The following is an 18,173-nucleotide window of genomic DNA, read 5'->3' as shown; positions in this document are numbered from 1 at the left end:
TAACAGATTGCGCCCCGCCGGTTACTCGATTGTACCACACGCGGGGACCCCGTCCGTCAAGACTTCCCTTCGGCGCCACTTTAATTTAAGTTAACCTCTGGGGCTCACCAAGAACATTTTAGGATAACAAGGGGAGCTGTTATTTATTTCCAAAGTGTCAATACCTTGACAACTTAATTCATATTATGCTTGGTAAATTTGTTATATACTGCAAGTACGACGCAATAATTGCGAATCCTGCCTGAACAACTTTTTCGTAAGAATAATTTAACCATTGAAACAAAACTACCTCATAAAATGTTCAAGGCAAGCCAGAGGCCTGCCTTGAAACTAATTCCAGATTTTTAACAAGATCGTGCGTATAAAATTGGGAAGCCGTACAAAATACACGCGCATTCCGATCACCCCTCATGAAATTTGAATTCCTTTTTATATTATTTGGGTGGGGTTGGATTTGTGCATCTGTGTAACAATATGACGGCTAAGAGAAAAAAATACCACTGGATCGAAGTTTTGTCAGAACTTTGGCACCTTAATTTTACTGATCATCAAATAGGACAGCAACAGCATGGCCATGGGGAGAACCAACACCGGCAGGTTTCCCAGGTAAATAATTAAAAGGGCCACGATGCCGCCGGCTACCGTAATGGGGACCCCCATAAAACTTCCGCTAAAGTTCGTTACATTAAAACGGGCCAGTCGTAAAGCGCCGCACATGACAAAGGCCAGGGCGATGGCCAATCCCAAATAGCCCCAATCGGATAACTGCAGCGAATAGGCCAGTATGGCCGGCGCCACACCAAAGGAAACAAGATCCGCCAGGGAATCCAATTCCTTGCCAAAATCAGAGGTTACCCGGAGTTTTCTGGCTACCTTGCCGTCCAGGTAATCCATCACTCCCGCCAGCAGGATCATTAAGCCTCCCTGAATGTATTCTTGATCCAGTGCCAGCACCAGAGCAAAAACTCCAAATAACAAGTTTCCCAGCGTAAATAAACTGGGTATGTGTTCACCCTTCATCGGGAACCTCCCCGTTATGGTATTTGCAACAGAAACATTCCGCATTACTTTATTTTAGCATCCCCTTGACTGAAGCGAAAGAGGTATGCCAAATTATTCTTGCCGGCCTGTCAACCAAAATTTTACTTTCGGTACAATCTGCTGCCAACTGCCTCGGAAATGTTCTGCCAGAGGCAGGGAATTGAAAAATTTTAAGCCGTACTTTTTCTCCACCAACCGGCCGTCCAGGATCACCACAACTCCCCTGTCCCGGGAGTCCCGGATCAACCGGCCAAAGCCCTGTTTAAACTTGATCACCGCCTGGGGAATTTGGTAATCCTGAAAGCCGTTTCTTCCCTGCCGGGCAATTTTCTGCAGCCTGGCTTCCAGCACCGGGTGGTTCGGCGGTGCAAAGGGCAGTTTGACAATAATGACACAGGACAAGGCGTCTCCCGGGATGTCCACTCCTTCCCAGAAACTGGCCGCGCCAAAAAGCACCGTGCGTTTTCCCTCCATAAACTGTTCCACCAGGCGCCTCCGGCTGCCGTCCAATTCATGTCCCAGCAAACATATGTCTTCGTTTTCGTAATGATCCTTTAACCGGTGGTAGACTTCCCTCAGGGAGCGGTGGGAGGTAAAAAGCACCAGGGTACGGCCCTCGGCGGCCAGCGAAATATTATAAATAGCTCTGGCCAGTTCATCGTGATAGGGGCTGTCACCCATTTGTCCGGGTTGTGGGATATCCCTGGCCGCGCATAGCAGGGCCTGCTCTCCATAGTTAAAGGGGGAATCCAACTGCTTTTCAAGCATAGTATTTGCGGGAAGTAAATCTAATCCAATGCTTTTGATAAAATGTATAAAATTTCCGTCCACCGTCATAGTGGCAGAGGTCAAAATCACCGGGCGAGGTTCAGCAAACAATTTGGCCTGCAGCAGCGGCCCCACATCAATGGGGGCGGCGCGTAGAATTACTTCCGGCTGGTCGGCTCCTCCCTCCACCCAGTAAACGGTGTCCTCTTCATGGTGGCGGCAGATCCATTCCAGGTTATGGGCCATTTCCTGCCCCAGGGAGGCCCAGGAAACCAGGTCCTTGGCAATTCCCGGCACGTCTTCTGCAAATGCGGCTCCCTCCGCCAGCCGGTCCCCCACTTTTACCATCAACTGGCACAGGGTGCGCAGGTTGACCAGCAGGTTATCCAACTCGGAATCCACCGCTACCGGCAAACCGGGAAGCCCGTCCAAATTCTCTGCCGGGCCAAACCTCAGGGAATAGCGCCCTTCACCGCTCCCCGCGCTTTTTTCTATCCAACGGGATACCATTTCAAAGAATGTGACGGCGGCTTCCCTGCACCTCTGTCTTGTTTCAGAGGACTGGCTGATAAGATTTTGCCACCCGCCTTGATCATAGGCCATAGTAAAATTGTCCAGTTTGCCGAGCTGTTTTCCGGCCACCGACAGCCAGCGGAACACATCCAGGCGACCGGTAATTCTGCCAGATGCTCGGTGGCACAGCCCTCCAGGTGATGGGCCTCATCGATAATGAGAGGACCGTAGCCGGGCAGGACCATATTATCGGCGTTGGCATCGCTCAGCAGCAGGGAATGGTTGACAATGACGATATCCGCCCTCTCTGCCCTGCGCCGGGCCGCCATAAAAAAACACCGGTCTTTAAAATAGCGGCAGCGGTTGCCCAGGCAGCCGTCACTTTCGCAACATACACCGGTCCAGTGTTCCAATTCCTGGTAGGAGACAGCGAGCTCGCTGCGGTCTCCGGTGACGGTTTCCTGCAGCCAGACCAAGATTTTGGCCAGGAATTGGGCTTCCTCCGGTGTGTGATGGGCCTCGGCCATTAAAGATGACCAGCGGCGGAGACATAAATAATTGCTCCGTCCCTTCATCAAAGCGGCCCGGAACTCGAAGTCCGGCAGGTTGGCCAACAGGGGTATGTCCTTGTTCCACAGCTGCTCCTGCAGCGTAATGGTGTGGGTGGTGATGAGAACCCGTTCATCGTTCCGGCTGGCCCACCGGATGGCCGGCACCAGGTAGGCCAGGGATTTGCCGGTGCCGGTCCCGGCCTCCACCAGCACAATTTTATTCTCATTAAAACCCTTTACCACATGGTCCACCATATCACACTGCTGGGCACGGTACTGGAATCTTGGCAGCGTGGCTGCCAGGGCGCCCTCCGGCCCCAGGACTGCCATGCATTCCTCCAGGGAGATGCTCTTTTTTTCCTGCCGGGGCCGGTCCTTAGGGGGACCCTCTTCCATGGAGGCACCCGGCACCCGTTGGGTAATTTTCCGGTCAGGAAACTGTTTGATAATCTTTGCGCTTACGTCCTCTAAAACCGGGTACCAGGCGGAACCTGCCTGTTTGAGCAACCGGCTTAACTGCCAGACGAAATCCACTTCATACTTTTCCAAACGATTTACCAGAGCTACCAGCAGCCGGGCGGCGCCAAGGGCGTCATCCAGTGCCCGGTGCTGTTGTTCGATGACGACGTCAAGGGATTTACACAATTCACCCAGCCGGTGATTGGCGGCTGAAGGCAGTAAATATTTGGCCAGTTCCAGGGTATCATAAAGGTCGTTAGCAAGGGGACGCCTGGCCGCAGCGGCTAAAAAGTCACGGTCAAACTTGATATTATGTCCCACCAGAGGGAAATCGGCAATAAACGATAAAACCCCGGGCAAAATTTCGCCCAATACCGGGGCCCCGCTAAAATCTTCATCCTTCAGACCGGTCAGGTGCTTTATTTTTACCGGCAGCGGACTCTCGGTACGAACCAGGGATTGAAAGCGTTCCACTTCCTGGCCGTCAATGACTTTAACCAGTCCAATTTCAATAATCTCGTCACTCCAGCAGTTCAGACCGGTGGTTTCCAGGTCCAATGCCACAAAGGTTAACATCCCTTTAAATACCCCCATACATCTGCTAAAAACCTTCTTCTATTGATGGAATCCGAGTTCCTGCCTGAAACAAAATAATTATACCCAAGGTGCAGATGATAGGAAAGTTCTCCGATAAAATTTGTTATAATTAGGCTGAATTGACTTGGCAAAAGGGAGGCATTCTGCCATGCAAGATGAAACAGCCCGGCTCGGCGAAGCCCTGGGCCGGTTGGAAGGGGCCCTGGGACCGGCCCTCATTAAAAAAGAAGTCCATAAAATTGACGGCTGGAACCCCGAAGGTGCGCCGGACCTACACCCGCTGGTTTTATTATGGTATAAGACCCGGGAAGATTTGGGACTGGCGGAACTGACCGGCAGCCTCCCCCGCTCCCGCTGGGTTCAGGAAACCCTGCAGCTAGGTGAACTCCTAAAGGATGCTGCCACCCACCCCGAGTACCCGGAATTGCTGGACAAGCTCAGAGATGCCGCAAACTGGCGTTCTGCTGTAAACCAAATGAAAATAAACCAAATTCAAGTCGGGGACGGTTCGTGCGCCGAGCAAAGGGCGCATCGTATAGTGGGTGGGAATCCCACTGAGAAAGGTTTAGCCAACCACTCATAGCGAGTCTTGGAACACAGAAATTTATCTTTAAATGGCTGAACCGGCGCAGTCAACGGAAAAGTTTTGACTGGCGTAAGTTTACATTATTCCTGAAAGCATATCCAATACCCCGACCACACAATAGTATAAACATCTACGACCTAAGACTACACATATGCTACATTCTGTAAATGGTGATATGAAGAGCCGGATACCTAAATAGGGCACGTCCGGTTTTGTGAGGGGTATGCGGCCAATCAGGTCATGGAGCAAATAATGGGACACTCCCAGAGGAAACGGGGAGAAACAGGGAAAACAAAGCGTCTCTTAAAACCCGAGAGGCCCACATCTACTCGACTTGACTTGAATTTGACAGGTTGGAATTCAAGTCAAGAACCGTCCCCACTTGAATTCACTTGAATTGGTGTCATAATTTGCCTGGGAATGGTTTCTGTAGTAGAATAAATTGGAGTTCATTTTAAGGAGGGTATTCTTTTGAAGAAGGGCAGTATTGAACTGGAAAACGGCGGCAAAATCGTAATTGAATTTTTTTATGAAGCAGCCCCCGGCACCGTGGCCAACTTTGAAAAATTAGCCAACGAAGGGTTTTACAACGGACTGAACTTCCACCGGGTGATCCCCGGCTTTGTGGCTCAGGGCGGATGTCCCTACGGCACCGGCACCGGTGGTCCCGGTTATACCATCAAGTGTGAAACCAAGGGCAACCCGCACAAGCACCAGAGAGGCGCCTTATCCATGGCCCATGCCGGCAAAGACACCGGCGGCAGCCAGTTCTTCATTTGTTTTGATGCTTTCCCCCACCTGGACGGCGTACATACGGTCTTCGGGAAAGTGGTTGAAGGTATGGAATATGTAGATCAGATTAAGCCCGGCGATAAGATGAAAGAAGTAAAGGTTTGGGAAGTATAGTATAGCAACAAGAAATCCAGCTTCATCATGAGCTGGATTTTTATGGCTTTCTTTATGTGTGTATTTTCTTTAAAATACGCAACTCGGCACGAGCTGCGTACTTATGTTATTCATCAATTATAATGCTTTCAGCGGATTTCTTTAATTTCCCGATCAACTCGATTATAGTTGGGTCTGGTTCCTTCTTAGCTTCTTTTTCCAGGTAATTAAAATCAATTTCCTCCATTTGTGATCTTATTAAAAGAAAGGCCCATTCCCGATCTGCTGAAGATTTCCAATACACTGCCGCTCTGACCCGGTCAAGAATCAAATCTTCGATGCCAATAACATAAACGTGATAACCTTCTTCCACAGTGACTTGCATGATCCTGTCAAGTGAGCCGGCCAGGGCATCGTCCGGTATTTCTATTGGGAGTCCTAAATCTTCATGATACCAGTGCCTGTTGCCTTGCGACTTTTTAAAACCTAAAAGAGTAAGAATTTCCTGGGCAAATTCACGGCCACTTACGACTAAATCTACATCAACTGTGGTATAGTGACCAAGGGTGTAAATCTCTACTGCATGGCCGCCAACAATAATTGGCCGGATACCCATTTTTTCCAGAAGGTATGTAAGATAGCTGATGACCTTAATGTTTCTCTGGAATGTTTCCATTGGCTGTTCTTGAACGCCGGCTATCTTCTCTTTAATAAGTTGTACATCAGCCTCAGAAATAAAATCTCCAACTCCTACCATTCTTTATCAAAATCCCTTCGCTTTGATAGCGTTTTACTTTGTCCATGATGGATCTGGCTAACAAGTTTATCTCTGCGGGATCTCTTTCTTTTCTATTTACCCGTTCCTCTTTAGGCAGACGGGTACAGGTTGAAAGTTGTATTTTTAATGTTTTCTTTTTTTTGCCTTTATTTACTAGTTCGTCAATGTTTGCGCGTTTCATAAACGATCACCCTACATTTATTATATACCATTAAAAACAAAAAACAAAACCAATTTGGCAATATATCCCACCAGTATCAATGTTCCTCCGCTTCATGGGATCCTCTTATTTTTAAGAATGCTTCTATAACAAGAAAAATGCACGGTTTTCACCATGCATTTGAGAGACTTGGGCTTTTTACATATTTGAACATATACAGAGTTCGCTATTTTGTTTTATTGCATCTGATTATATTGGACCGGAACAGGCTGGTATACTTGGCTGTATAAATCCAAACTTGATTGTTGTGCCGAATGAACTGGGTAATAACCTCTTTCGAAGGAAAATAACCATAGCAACATTTATTAATTTACCTATATGACATAATTAGAATGTTAATATCCGGAGAAAAACAAGCCTGGCAGGTAAGTCTGCGCAGGCTTGTTTTTACTCTATGGTCAAAGTTTCCCCCGGCTGCAGGATGGTTACCCTGGCGAGGGTTTGCTCTTCAACGGCTTTCTTAAAGGCCCCGGGGTCCTGGGCAATGAGGGGCCAGGTGTTGTAGTGCATGGGAACCACCTGCTGGGGATTCAACATTTTTACGGCCTCCAGGGCATCCGCCGGTCCCATGGTAAAGTTGTCCCCGATGGGCAGCAGGACCACATTGATGGTGTTTAAACGACCCAGCAATGCCATATCGCCGAACAAACCGGTATCTCCCGCATGGTAGACGGTTTTATCGCCAACGGTAATGAGAAACCCGCAGGGGTTCCCCAGGTATTCGGCGGGACCGTCAGCCCCGCCAGCGGAACTGCCGTGCAGAGCCTGGGTCAGTTTCACTTTAAAGGTCCCGAAATTATGGGCTCCTCCGATATGCATGGGATGGACCTTAGCCCCCTGGCGTGCGCAGTAATTGGCCAGTTCATAGACCGAAACAACAGTGCCGCCGGATTGTTTCGCCAGCGCCAGGGCATCCCCGGCGTGATCCCCGTGCCCGTGGCTGACCAGAATGTAATCGGCCTTGATGTTCACACCGGCAGGAGCCGCCGGGTTGCCGGTAATAAAGGGGTCAATGGCGATGGTCACCCCCTCCGCCTCCAGTAAAAAAGCGGCATGACCCAAGAACGTAAGACGCATGGTATCAACTCCTATAAGATGGTGCCGGATGTTGAATTCAACAATCTTAGATGATACAGTCGGGACAAGAAACGATAATTTTGTTATCTTTTATCGTGAATGATGTCAGCGGAATTTTGTTAGAAGCAGGCTTCTTTCCGGTCATGTCCGTATAGTACACAGTGGTTCCGCTATCTTGTGCTTTTAACTCTACTTCTTCGCTGTAATAGCCGCCATCAACATATAGATCGGTGATTTTCATTTTCTCCTGGATAACCGGGAGGCGGTTTTTGAGCATCTGTGTATCATCGACAGTGTTTTTATCCACAGCATAATCAGTAATGATCTGGACGGGGTTCTCATCGGCACAGGTTTCTGTGAGATTAACCACATATCCGGTATTCCCTTTGCCGGCTTTTTGCGGTAGGTTGCGTCCGGATCATAGGCTGATTGCAGTGAATCAGCCGTAATGTCTTTGTTTTCTTTGGCTGTCCATTTCCCTTCGCTGTCGCAGGTAGCCTGTTCTTCTAAAAACCGCTGAACGAGACAGACTGCGTTGCTCTTATGAATGTCTGGATAAGACTTGGTGATATTCAGCAACTGTGCACACAAACGGAGCAATTCCTGCAGGCGGTTTAAAGCTTCACTACCCTTAGAACGGTAAAGAACATCTGTTTTATAGGTCGATTCAAGCACATGCTTCAAGTCTTCTGAAAGTATCTCGGGAGGATATTGAATTATATCTTTCAATCGTCTGATTTCTTCTTATCTCTTTAATGTAATTCGATATTCATGCCTTTAGTTCCTACTTTTGGGGGTGGGGTTTCCAGAAATTTCGGGGGTTATTGCAGTAGAATCCATTATGCTTTATAAAACCATATCTAAAAATAGGACCAGGGTTATGACCATCAAGAGAATGAAAATACGTTTTCCATTGCTGAATATATTGTTGGACATTTCAAGAAATATTATTTGCACAATGCACTTATTTTATAAAAAACATATAACATATAACATTAATAACAGCAATGCTTTTTAAAGAAGTTTGCTGAACTGCCTGTAAAACAATTAAAAACCCGCCTGATAAGGCGGGCCGTTTGCTGTGGTAATTCAGTTAAAAGCCTTTAATAAGGGATCAGGCCGCAGTCTTCCAGTAACTGCTGGCCCTTTTTGCCAAGAATTAAGTCCAAAAAGGTACCGGCCATATCCGGGTTCTCTGCGTTTTTGGGAATGGCAATGGCAAATTCAATGGGTGCTCCGGTAACGCAAACCATCTCGCCGGAATTTTTCCCCTGCAGGCTGACGGAAGCCTGACGGTACTCCCTGGCGTGGGCCGGGTTGGAGAGATTTATTTTCTCCGGCAGGTACAGGTGCCGCAGGCCGAACTGGTTGGCAACGCACAGGTACGAAAAGGCATAGTCCAATTTCCCCACCAGAACTTCCGAGGCCAGGTCGTAGGACTTGGGGTAAATGAACTCTTTGGAACATTTCTTATCTAACCTCTTGAAAAGACCCTCCTGCCGGTAATACTTCTCCGCCAGCTGCCACACCATAAGGGTCCGGTAGCCGCAGGGGTCCAGGTTGTGGTCAGACCGGCCAAAAGTGACACCCTCCTGAAATAAAATGTTATACCAGTTCTCTGCGGTGATTTCTCCACCTCCCCTGGAAAATTCGTTATAGGCCAGCACGATTTGGTCGTTGGCAAAGATGTAATACTTGTCCACATATTCGGGTACCAGCAGTTCATCAAAGAGCATGGGGTCTGCCAGGGCCAGTATATCTACGACCTTACCTCCCCGGATCTGCCTGGCACAGGCCCGGGAGCCGAAGGACTCTAAAGTGATTTCCCACTCAGGGTGGGTCTCCTTCAAGAGCTTGGCACACTCGACCACCGGCATGCGCAGGGCGCCGGCATGCAATATCTTGAGCGTCTGGTTCACCTTCACTCCCACTTCCACCCCCGGTTGCATTCCTCTAAAAAGGCCTTCAGCTTATTCACCTTATCGGTGAGTAATTCCACACAGTAGGCCAGCGCTTTTTCCCCCTCCGGTGTTAGGGCATAGGCCCGCCTGGCGGGTCCCGCCTGCTCGGTCTCCCATTTGGAGATGACCAAACCGTCCTCCTCCATCCGGCGCAGGTTGCGGTAGATGGTGGCCGGGTCAGCCTCCACCTCGGAGAAGCCTGATTCATTAATCTTTTGGATTAATTCGTACCCATGGGAAGGTCTTTGGGAAAGAAAGAATAACAGGGTCGGCACCAGCATTTTATCAAGCCGGCCGTTAATGTAGGCATAGGCAGGGTTCTGATGATCTTCCTTCACCCAAATTCACCTCGAATCTTTGTTTCTCTTGTAAGCTGCTTCATCCAGTGGTTATAACCAAATACACTCAGGTTTTTAGACATACTACCTCAGTTTACGGGAGTTCGTCAAGAAACTAAATCCCTCCTGTGCGGCAACACAACCGAAGTCGGTATTCCGTGGTTAACCGGCTTTATTTGATGAAAAACTGGATGATGTAATTAAAGGCCAGGAACAGAATTAGCACGCAAAGAATGCCTTTAATGATCCTGTCAGGCAGGAATTTTTGAATACGAGCGCCCACATAGGTCCCCAGCAGACCCCCGACACCGAACAGCGCACCCAGCATCCAGTCCGGAGCCACAGCGGCATTACTGGCGATGGCAGTGGTGGCCAGGATGTGGTAGTAGATCACACCGGCAATGGAAGTAATAAAGGTTTCGGCCAGGGCAGCCCCGGCGACGGTGTAGATCGGCAGTCCTAAAACAGCCACGCAGAAGGGTGAGATAATGGCCCCGCCGCCGATGCCGTAAATACCGCCAATGAGTCCTACAGCCAGGGCCAGCGTAATGATTGCCATGGTGCTGAAGGAATAGGTATCTCCCCAGAATTCGTACTCAATCTTCTTAAGGGATACGGACTTGTTCTTTACCACCGCTTCCGGCGGCAGCCCAGCGGCCATGCGGTTGTAGTTTTCTTCTTTCAGTTTGGCCACTTGCTCGGAAAACTTCTTCTGCATGATTTTGTTTTGTTCTTTCATCTTTTTATTCCAGCCTGCCACCTCGGAAAGGAGGCGGTAACCAAGGTACAGCAGAACAACACCTACAAACAGCTTAAAGGATTTCGGATCGGGCAAATACGTAATTCTGATCCAGGCACCGAAGAATACACCGGGCAGCGTGCCGATCACCACCGCCCAGGTCAACGGCCAGGCCATGCGGCCTTCTTTAATATAGCGGTATAATCCTCCGGGAATAGCGATAATGTTGTAAATCAGGTTGGTGGGACTCACAGAGGGGCTGGTGTAGTGCAAGACGCTCACCTGAAAGGGCAAAAGCAAAAAGGCCCCGGAAACACCGGCGGACGCCGTTATGGAGGAAACCAAAAACGCCACCAGTGGTGGTATAAAGGGCAGAACATCTACACCGGATACAGGAAAATGCATAAAATCGCTCCTCTCCTACATTATTTAATAACAAATCAACCAGATTATGGCCCATCACCTCGCTCTATAAGTGCACGCCGCATATAGTATTGGTTAATAATAAATTTACTGCAAAATGATGCAACCTGCTTGAGAGAAAAAATAAAACAATATCCATCAGTTAATCCCAGGGAGACTGTTCAAATGTTCCCCATTTTAATGTTTTGGCTATGGCCATTGCCCTAAAAGAGCAAATCCCCCGCCTCAACCAGGGGAGATAAGCGCTGTTTACTTTTTTAAAACCGATTGGTTATAAAGGTAGTTACTCCCTCCAGCGTGTGTACATGATCAGGGCCAGGGTTAATGGTGGGATGGTGACGCCTGAAAGTCCGTGCGTGTGACCCACGTCAAAACTGGTTCTGGTCCCATACCGGTGTACATGGGTTCTGGGGGTAACACAGGGTGAGCCCAATCTGTTCTGTTGTAAACATTGAAAAAAATACTTCGTTTAACAAAGTTTATTTTGGTCATTATAGTTATGACATTTAAATTAAATAAATGGAGGTAGTAAATAATGACTGTTGGTTCGAAAATGCACCAAACCCTGGCCAGTCTTGAAGGAGCTGCTGCAAATTTAAAGACCTTTGCCCTGGACACCCAGGACCAAACCGCCAAACAAATGTTTAATGATTTAACCGGCCAGGTGGAGACAATCTGCCAAACCTTACGGGACCGTGTTAATTACATTGAACAAGAGGAACCCCAGTACAAAGTAGCACAGCCCCAACAACAGCAGTAACAGCAAACCGGGGATGGTTTTTAAAACCATCCCCGGTTTGCTGTTCACAGCATCGCTGCAGTGATAAAGTTTTATGATATTCAATTGCAAAATCCTGAAACCATGTATGACTGACACGGGAATTTAGACCGTTTCCACTCTAAGAGGGTTATGCTCGTATTTGCACATGATCAAGGTTTAGCCGGTAACCCCGGGAACGCTTGCTTTTAATGTAATGCTGGCGCCGGGTGCTTCTGTACCGGGCCACTGCCACTGCCGCAGCCAGTTCAAGGCATCTTTTACCTGCCGGTTGTTCAAGTCGCCCTGCAGGGCCACCCTGCCGCGGCAGCCGTCCGCCGTCAGGACCAGGTTGTTTTCCGCTTCGCCGTTGACCGGGATGTTTGGATTGTGGGTGGCGAAAATCATTTGACGTCCGGTTTTCACTTTTTTCAGGGACGGCACCACGGTATGAAAGATATAGGAGTTATCCAAATGGTCCTCGGGCTGGTCGATAATCAGGGGACTCCTGGCAGGCCCGCAGCCGTTGTTCATATAAACTACCTCTTAAATGTTTCAGTTTATCCTTTACTTGCTGCCGTTGTGCCGCCAGTTCGGCCTGCTCCTGTTCCTTCTCGGCCAGTGTATTAACTTCTCCAATTCCAGCAGCGTCTCAGCCAGCTGTTTTCTTTCCCGTACCGCCTGCTGTTTCCACCAGCAGCCTGAACCTACCGTCTCCCAGGATTGCCGTGACATGTTTTGACAGGGATCGCAGTGTCCTACCGTATTCATCGAAACAAAAAAGGTTGTTGACTCACGATGGTCAACAACCTTTTCTGCAAAAAACCTGTTATTTATCCCGTCAGATCCATATATTTTTCGCTAATTTGGGGATACTACCGAAAGTAGGTTGAAATCTCAACCTAATCTCCTCTCCCTTTCTCGCTGTATCTGACCCAGATACAGCTTTTTTTTGTTTAGAAAATTGCTTTTGTAAGCTGTGGATAACTATTAGGGCGAAATTTGTTTTTCTACCCATACAAAATAACTTAATAACTTAAGTACCATGTACCGAGGCCAGATATTTCTCCACTTCCATGGCCGCCACCGCGCCGTCAGCCACGGCGGTTACCACCTGGCGCAGGGGTTTTTGCCGGATGTCGCCGGCCACATACAGGCCGGGAATACCGGTTTCCATTTTTTCATTGGCTATAATGTAGCCCCGGGCATCGCTCTCCACCAGATCCTTCACCAAATCTGAATTGGCCCTGGTACCCACATAAACAAACACGCCGTCCACCGGCACATCCTTCATTTCCCCGGTGCGGACATCCTTAATCCGAACGGCATCTACTTTATCTTCACCCAGCACCCGGTCCACCACCGAGTACCACAGAAAGTCAATCTTGGGGTTGGCCATGGCCCGTTTTTGAATCAGCTTGGTGGCCCTTAATTCACTGCGCCGGTGGATAATATAAACCTTGCCGGCAAACTTGGTTAAAAACAAAGCTTCCTCCACGGCAGCATCGCCGCCCCCCACCACCGCTACGGTTTTATCTCGGAAAAAGGCACCGTCACAGGTGGCGCAGTAGGAAACACCACGGCCATGGAACTTGCTTTCTCCCTCTACACCTAAAAACTGCGGCTTGGCACCGGTGGCCAGAATGACCGCTTTGGTCTTGATGGGTTCCTGGCCGGTATGGACAACAAACACGTCCCCTTGGCGTTCCAGCTTCTCCACGTCCGCATTCACAATTTCCAGACCAAAGGAACGGGCCTGTTCATCCATTTTTAACGCCAGGTCGAGACCGCCAATACCGCCGGGAAAACCGGGGTAGTTTTCAATCCATTCGGTGGATGCCGCCTGCCCGCCGGGCATTCCTCTCTCAAAGAGGACAGCATTGATGTCCGCCCTGGCCGCATATAATCCGGCGGCGTACCCGGCAGGACCCCCGCCGATAATTACAAGTTCTTTCTCCTGCAAAAGAAGCACCTCCAACAAGTATCAAAATAAACTGATCAACTCTAGAAGTATACTATGAAATTTATTATCTCATTTGACAAAATACTCCGTCAAGGCTGCAGTGAAAAAACAAAAATACAAGGCCCGCCCGGACCTCGAACCTTTTTATAAACTTTCGTTTTCCCTTAACTCCTTTTCTTTTAATAAAATGGCCCTGGTTTCCCTGGCTGCCCGCAGTACCTGGGGTTCTTCGGCGGGATTTTCCATGATGCGTTCCATATGCTTGAGGGCGCTGGGCATTTTTAACTTGCCTAGCGCCAGGGCCGACTGTTCTCTCACCATGGCCACCGGGTCATCCAGGGAATTAATCAGTGCAAAATAAAAGGATGGGTCCGCCATTTGACCCATGGCCTGGCAGGTACGAACTCTTACCAAACTGTCCCGGTCCAAAATGGTTTTACTTAACAGGTTAACGGCGTCCTTGCCGCCCAGTTGGCCGCAGGCCCAGACAATCTGTAAAAAAACCTTTTTCGGCACCCGCCGCTGCAGGGCTTTAAAGCACAACACCACAGTGGTGTCTCCCCGGCGCACCAGTTCACGGATGATATGAACTGTAACCTCCGGGTTTTTTCCTTGTAACACGGCGGTACTGCGGGATATTTTGTCCCTGGCTTTGCTGCGCAGGATGGCCTGCACTTCATCGGCCAGAGCCGGCACCACCAGCGGCACGATGAGCCTGGCGGCCTGTTCCGAAAGGCTCAGGGCGCTGTCATGCCCGGCATCGTGGATGATCAGATTGCTTTCCAGCAAACGGTCCAGCAGGGTGGAGATCTGCTTTTTGGGCCAGTCGGCCAACAGGCCATAGCCGGTGGTTTTGGTGAAATAACTCTCACCGGTTAACCAAGCGGTTTTGGCTCCCTTTAAAATATCGGCAAAACGGGCGGGGCTGACCTGCTTTTCCACTTGGAACAGTCCCTCAAAAAGCCGGATCAGGCAATCGGGGTCCAGTTCCAGTTCCACGTCCATGATGATTTGCTCCGCCTGCAGGCGCTCATAGTAGTTTTTAAAGACTGTAAACCGGTTGCGAAAATCCGCCATAAACCGGACCAAATGTACCCCGGCGCCGGCCAGTTCCCGGTGAGCCATCAGTTGCTCTTCATTCACATTGCCCAGGACCTCCGCGACCTCCTGCAGTTTTAAATATTTCTTACGAAATATATCCAGGTAGCTTCCGAATAACCGGTCTTCTGTACAATCTCCGGCAAGCGGTAGCCAATGGTAAACATGCGGAGAATAATCTCCCAGGGCTGCCAGGGGTGGTTGTTGGCCACCGGGCTGACACCCAGCACACCCTTGGCCCGGGCCAGGACATCCCCGGCCAGCCCTTCGGCAAAGGCCGGCGGGTACGCAAACTGGGTGTTCAGTTTGGACGCCAGAATCTCCCGAAAGGTCGGATTATCAAGAAAATGCCAGTTTTTTTTCAGGCAGTAAATTAAGTCCGGAATCACGGTATCCCGCAGGTATGCCAGGGCCAGGGCGCTTTTTGGCCCGCCCCATTCCTCGGTAAACATTTTTTCCAACCCTAGGGCCAAATCCCTTTCACCGTCAAAGGGCCTGGGCTGTACTTTAATATCCAAGGCAAATCACATCCCCCGTAAAAATCCCAGGGTATTTATTCCACATGAAGGCTTTCATATCCTTTTTAACTTGGTTTTTAATCTATATACAATTTACTCAAAGGGTTGTCTGAAGAAAATGGCATAAAAGGTAACCGCCACGGTCACAACCGTCAACAAAAAGGTTCCGGCGGCCCCCCGCCTGTTCTTTTGCTTCCACAACCAGGCAGCGAAGGACAGCGTATAAAAGCCAATTAGGAGGGGGATCAGCGATAATAAATAGTCCATCAGTAACCTCTACTCCTTGTATGGCGGTACCATTTTCCTTACTAGGCCCGTCCTGCGGATGTTTGTCTTAAAATCCACCATGATGTCGGCATTGTTATAGATTTCTTGCCAGTTCAGATTTTCCCACTGTTCCCAGGAACTGAGCTCCCTTCGGTAATACCTGTCGTAATTGAAAATATCTCCCCAGTCCTTTTCCCTGGTCTTATCGATAAGCTCCCTGGCCAATTCTTCCATCCCCCGGTCAAAGGCGTCTTCCACAATTTTTTGTTTGGCAGGGTCTTCGTAGTGTTCCCCGCTCTGGATGGAGACAAATTCTCCTTCCAAATAAACCGTATGATAGATTTTCAGCACCCCTTCTTCCTGTTTAAACTTGATATCCGGTCGTTGTCCCTGGCGAAGTCTTAAAACAACCGTTTTATTCGGATGCTTGGGATCACGGATGGTAAAGCTGGAAACAGTAAAATCTCCGCGCAGCAGCATGAGAGTGCGATTTTCATCACCGTTTATTTCACCCACCATTTTATCCCTGTTAAAGATCGCTGCACCGATATATTCTGCCTTGTTTTCCCCTGTCCGCGGTACTTCGCCGGCGACATAGGGAACCCGCAGTGGTTCAGCGGCCTGCTTACCGTCCTCCGGCTTGCCGCGGGAAACACCTACCAGGCCCAGGGTCGGGCTGCTGTGCAGGTTTTTATAGGTAGAATAGTAATCATGGATATTACGGTTATGGAACAGGCCGGACACCTGGGCCATCCTGTCCATAAATTGATATTGTTTGGCCACGGACATCTCCAGCAATGGTTTATTTTTGTCCATAAATTCTTTGGCGGTGCCCCGGCATACATACAGGCCACTGTCTCTTCGCACTTCCCGCTGGCGAATCAAGGCATTGAGATAATCCTCGATCCCCTGCCTGGCCAGTTCTTCGCCAAACAAATAGACCTGGGTATGAGAAAATGTGGTCTCCCGGGAAAGAAAGGAATTTAAAATGGTGTAACATTCCCAAATGGATGGGCCTTCCACGCTGATATTTAAAAAAGGCTTGGCATTTCCGCCTCCCCCATCCATGGCAAAGGCCCTGGGGTTGGCGACGGTGGCGGTCACTTCCAGCGCTTCTGTTTTCCCCTTGTCAAAACCCACCGCCACCACCAGGCCACCTCGTCGGTCTCCCTGGCGCCCCAGCAGCCGCTGGCAAAGGTGCAGAGAAGGAGTAAGACCAGCAGTTTGCCATAAAGATTACTTTGCTTCATCCCGTGTTTCACCCCCTGCTTTTCTGAATTTGGCTACCACCAGCAGGAAAAACGGTAGTCCCAGCGTGATTGCCAGGCCGGGATAGCTTCGCACAATATCGCTTTCGATCATCAGAGCGGTCATTAAGTCCGCGGGCAATAAACTTAAAGAAAAACAGAGCAAAGTGGTGATCCATAGGAGAGGGCGGTAATCCGGCAGCCGAAAAATCCTGGCCAATACTAGGTTAGCGCCGTATAGGGTGACCGCCATTTTAATGGTACCCACCATGGCCCAAATGAGCAGAAAGACGGACTCCATACGCTGGAAAAAGCGACCGAATTCAATGATGCGGCTGAGGTTATAGACCGGTAACATAAACTCTTCCGAAACCTGTACGCCAAAAACCAGGGTCAAGATGAATACGATAATCAGGAAAAGGCCGCCCCCCGTTCCAACAGCCAGCAGACCTGCCCGCCGGAAATGGCGCCAGCCCCCGAAGGCCGGCAGGAGCAAAGCTGCCAGCAATCCTTCGGTAATCACGGACTGACGGGCAATAGCATGATGGAATAGTTCCACCGGGGCCACACTGAACAGGGGAAAAATATTGTTAGGGTCTGCCTCGGGAAGAACTGCGGTACACAGAATAATCAGGCCCAGGGCAATAAAAGGAATGGACAGGCGGGCTACCCGGGCTATGCTTTCCAGGCCGTACCAGCAGCTGACAATGGACCCTACAGTCAGTGTGATAATTAAAAATGAAATGGGGGTCCTGGGCAAGGCGGAGGTGATGATAGCCTCTGAGTAGGACCTCAGCAGGACTGCCATGACCGCAATGAAATAAAAAGCAAAGAACAGGTTGACGGCTGTCCCCAGGTAAGGACCCAAAATCCGCTCACTGGCCTCCACGATGGTCCGGTCCCGGAAATTTTTCATCAATTCGGCGATCAGCCAGAATTCCAGCAGGGTGATAACAATGACAATCAAAATGAGGGCCCAGGCCATGGTCTTACCCTGTTCAACCGCGTTGGACGGGACAGACAGAAATACTTTTCCAATGTTGGATATTAACAGCAGTGCAAAGCCTTCGGCAAAACCAATTTTGCCCTCACGGATCAATCTTGTTACTCCCTTTCAGTGATAAGCTGTCTTTCTTTACCCAACCCCGGGCGATGTTTGGCTGGAACTTTTGTTTTTGGGTATTCATATAATCAGGCCGGTTTTCCCAGGAAAAAACCGATACCCGTAGCGCAACATCCCCGGAGGTTTTGGTGGTGGGAGACATGGGCGCCAGATAAGGAACACCAAAGGATTTCAGTGAAGCCATCATGTGCATTTGGATAAACAGCCCAAAGACAATGCCCACAAACCCCAGCAGTCCCTAAAACGATGTAAGCAAAGCGAACA

General features: G+C 49.4%; 24 protein-coding genes. 3 read left to right on the top strand and 21 right to left on the bottom strand.

The annotated features are described in order from the left end of the window. Positions 1 to 516 precede the first annotated feature (516 nt). The 3 genes from pssA to P378_RS21765 form a co-directional block, all read right to left on the bottom strand. Positions 517 to 1,020 carry a CDP-diacylglycerol--serine O-phosphatidyltransferase gene (pssA, locus tag P378_RS11645; protein ID WP_099083361.1) on the bottom strand — a complete coding sequence of 168 codons (504 nt, stop codon included), beginning with the start codon at positions 1,018 to 1,020 and terminating at the stop codon, positions 517 to 519. A 93-nt stretch (positions 1,021 to 1,113) separates the two neighbouring features. Then, positions 1,114 to 2,412, bottom strand: coding sequence for an ATP-dependent DNA helicase (locus tag P378_RS21770; protein WP_238473158.1), 1,299 nt, complete (start codon positions 2,410 to 2,412; stop codon positions 1,114 to 1,116). Beyond that, positions 2,301 to 3,908, bottom strand: coding sequence for an exonuclease domain-containing protein (locus P378_RS21765; RefSeq protein ID WP_238473157.1), 1,608 nt, complete (start codon positions 3,906 to 3,908; stop codon positions 2,301 to 2,303). Before P378_RS21765 ends, P378_RS21770 begins: the two co-directional genes overlap by 112 nt. A gap of 169 nt (positions 3,909 to 4,077) precedes the next feature. On the opposite strand from P378_RS21765, the gene P378_RS11635 reads away from it, so the two are divergent. After that, a complete protein-coding gene (locus P378_RS11635) occupies positions 4,078 to 4,512 on the top strand; it encodes a hypothetical protein (protein ID WP_238473156.1) in 435 nt (144 codons plus the stop codon). A 474-nt stretch (positions 4,513 to 4,986) separates the two neighbouring features. Next, on the top strand, positions 4,987 to 5,421 hold the full coding sequence (locus P378_RS11630) for a peptidylprolyl isomerase (RefSeq protein ID WP_099083360.1): 435 nt from the start codon (positions 4,987 to 4,989) through the stop codon (positions 5,419 to 5,421). A gap of 106 nt (positions 5,422 to 5,527) precedes the next feature. On the opposite strand, the gene P378_RS11625 is transcribed toward P378_RS11630, so the two are convergent. The 8 genes from P378_RS11625 to P378_RS11590 all read right to left on the bottom strand — a co-directional run bounded on the left by P378_RS11625 (position 5,528) and on the right by P378_RS11590 (position 10,918). Further along, on the bottom strand, positions 5,528 to 6,157 hold the full coding sequence (locus P378_RS11625; protein WP_099083359.1) for a nucleotidyltransferase family protein: 630 nt from the start codon (positions 6,155 to 6,157) through the stop codon (positions 5,528 to 5,530). After that, positions 6,129 to 6,359, bottom strand: a complete 231-nt coding sequence (locus P378_RS11620) for a hypothetical protein (RefSeq protein WP_099083358.1) — start codon at positions 6,357 to 6,359, stop codon at positions 6,129 to 6,131. The genes P378_RS11625 and P378_RS11620 overlap by 29 nt, the downstream gene beginning before the upstream one ends. A gap of 426 nt (positions 6,360 to 6,785) precedes the next feature. Continuing rightward, a complete protein-coding gene (locus P378_RS11615) occupies positions 6,786 to 7,475 on the bottom strand; it encodes a metal-dependent hydrolase (RefSeq protein ID WP_099083357.1) in 690 nt (229 codons plus the stop codon). Between the two features lie 46 nt (positions 7,476 to 7,521). Further along, complete coding sequence (locus P378_RS11610; protein WP_099083356.1) at positions 7,522 to 7,716, bottom strand: hypothetical protein; 195 nt, start codon at positions 7,714 to 7,716, stop codon at positions 7,522 to 7,524. Beyond that, entirely contained in the window at positions 7,713 to 8,204 is a 492-nt protein-coding gene (locus P378_RS11605; RefSeq protein ID WP_099083355.1) for a hypothetical protein, read from the bottom strand. Before P378_RS11605 ends, P378_RS11610 begins: the two co-directional genes overlap by 4 nt. A 374-nt stretch (positions 8,205 to 8,578) precedes the next feature. Next, positions 8,579 to 9,394, bottom strand: a complete 816-nt coding sequence (locus P378_RS11600; RefSeq protein ID WP_099083369.1) for an extracellular solute-binding protein — start codon at positions 9,392 to 9,394, stop codon at positions 8,579 to 8,581. Between the two features lie 2 nt (positions 9,395 to 9,396). Further along, complete coding sequence (locus P378_RS11595; RefSeq protein WP_099083354.1) at positions 9,397 to 9,774, bottom strand: PadR family transcriptional regulator; 378 nt, start codon at positions 9,772 to 9,774, stop codon at positions 9,397 to 9,399. A 172-nt stretch (positions 9,775 to 9,946) separates the two neighbouring features. Next, positions 9,947 to 10,918: a sulfite exporter TauE/SafE family protein gene (locus tag P378_RS11590; RefSeq protein ID WP_099083353.1), complete on the bottom strand. Its 972-nt coding sequence runs from the start codon at positions 10,916 to 10,918 to the stop codon at positions 9,947 to 9,949. Positions 10,919 to 11,471: 553 nt separating this feature from the next. Here P378_RS11590 and P378_RS11585 point away from each other — a divergent pair. Then, positions 11,472 to 11,696 carry a DUF1657 domain-containing protein gene (locus P378_RS11585; protein ID WP_099083352.1) on the top strand — a complete coding sequence of 75 codons (225 nt, stop codon included), beginning with the start codon at positions 11,472 to 11,474 and terminating at the stop codon, positions 11,694 to 11,696. 177 nt (positions 11,697 to 11,873) lie between these two features. Here the strand turns inward: P378_RS11585 and P378_RS11580 are convergent, their stop codons facing one another. The 10 genes from P378_RS11580 to P378_RS23030 all read right to left on the bottom strand — a co-directional run bounded on the left by P378_RS11580 (position 11,874) and on the right by P378_RS23030 (position 18,093). Next, a complete protein-coding gene (locus tag P378_RS11580; RefSeq protein WP_099083351.1) occupies positions 11,874 to 12,227 on the bottom strand; it encodes an ATP-binding protein in 354 nt (117 codons plus the stop codon). Between the two features lie 33 nt (positions 12,228 to 12,260). Continuing rightward, a complete protein-coding gene (locus tag P378_RS19625; protein ID WP_180261072.1) occupies positions 12,261 to 12,428 on the bottom strand; it encodes a hypothetical protein in 168 nt (55 codons plus the stop codon). A gap of 301 nt (positions 12,429 to 12,729) precedes the next feature. Beyond that, complete coding sequence (gene trxB, locus P378_RS11575) at positions 12,730 to 13,656, bottom strand: thioredoxin-disulfide reductase (protein ID WP_099083350.1); 927 nt, start codon at positions 13,654 to 13,656, stop codon at positions 12,730 to 12,732. Positions 13,657 to 13,800: 144 nt separating this feature from the next. After that, positions 13,801 to 14,799, bottom strand: coding sequence for a HEAT repeat domain-containing protein (locus tag P378_RS11570; RefSeq protein WP_238473154.1), 999 nt, complete (start codon positions 14,797 to 14,799; stop codon positions 13,801 to 13,803). A 32-nt stretch (positions 14,800 to 14,831) separates the two neighbouring features. Further along, a complete protein-coding gene (locus tag P378_RS21760; RefSeq protein WP_238473153.1) occupies positions 14,832 to 15,272 on the bottom strand; it encodes a hypothetical protein in 441 nt (146 codons plus the stop codon). 93 nt (positions 15,273 to 15,365) lie between these two features. Further along, a complete protein-coding gene (locus P378_RS19620; protein WP_180261071.1) occupies positions 15,366 to 15,539 on the bottom strand; it encodes a hypothetical protein in 174 nt (57 codons plus the stop codon). A gap of 9 nt (positions 15,540 to 15,548) precedes the next feature. Then, complete coding sequence (locus tag P378_RS11565) at positions 15,549 to 16,685, bottom strand: Ger(x)C family spore germination protein (protein WP_238473152.1); 1,137 nt, start codon at positions 16,683 to 16,685, stop codon at positions 15,549 to 15,551. Then, the gene (locus P378_RS21755) at positions 16,640 to 16,789 is read right to left on the bottom strand and encodes a hypothetical protein (protein ID WP_238473151.1); all 150 of its coding nucleotides are present in this window, start codon (positions 16,787 to 16,789) and stop codon (positions 16,640 to 16,642) included. Before P378_RS21755 ends, P378_RS11565 begins: the two co-directional genes overlap by 46 nt. Continuing rightward, positions 16,776 to 17,885: a GerAB/ArcD/ProY family transporter gene (locus P378_RS11560; protein ID WP_099083349.1), complete on the bottom strand. Its 1,110-nt coding sequence runs from the start codon at positions 17,883 to 17,885 to the stop codon at positions 16,776 to 16,778. The genes P378_RS21755 and P378_RS11560 overlap by 14 nt, the downstream gene beginning before the upstream one ends. Continuing rightward, positions 17,875 to 18,093, bottom strand: coding sequence for a spore germination protein (locus P378_RS23030; protein ID WP_274378713.1), 219 nt, complete (start codon positions 18,091 to 18,093; stop codon positions 17,875 to 17,877). The genes P378_RS11560 and P378_RS23030 overlap by 11 nt, the downstream gene beginning before the upstream one ends. Positions 18,094 to 18,173 lie beyond the last annotated feature (80 nt).

Source organism: Desulforamulus profundi (assembly GCF_002607855.1).
The sequence above is the reverse complement of the archived record's forward strand: the minus strand, read 5'-3'. Positions and strand labels throughout refer to the sequence as shown.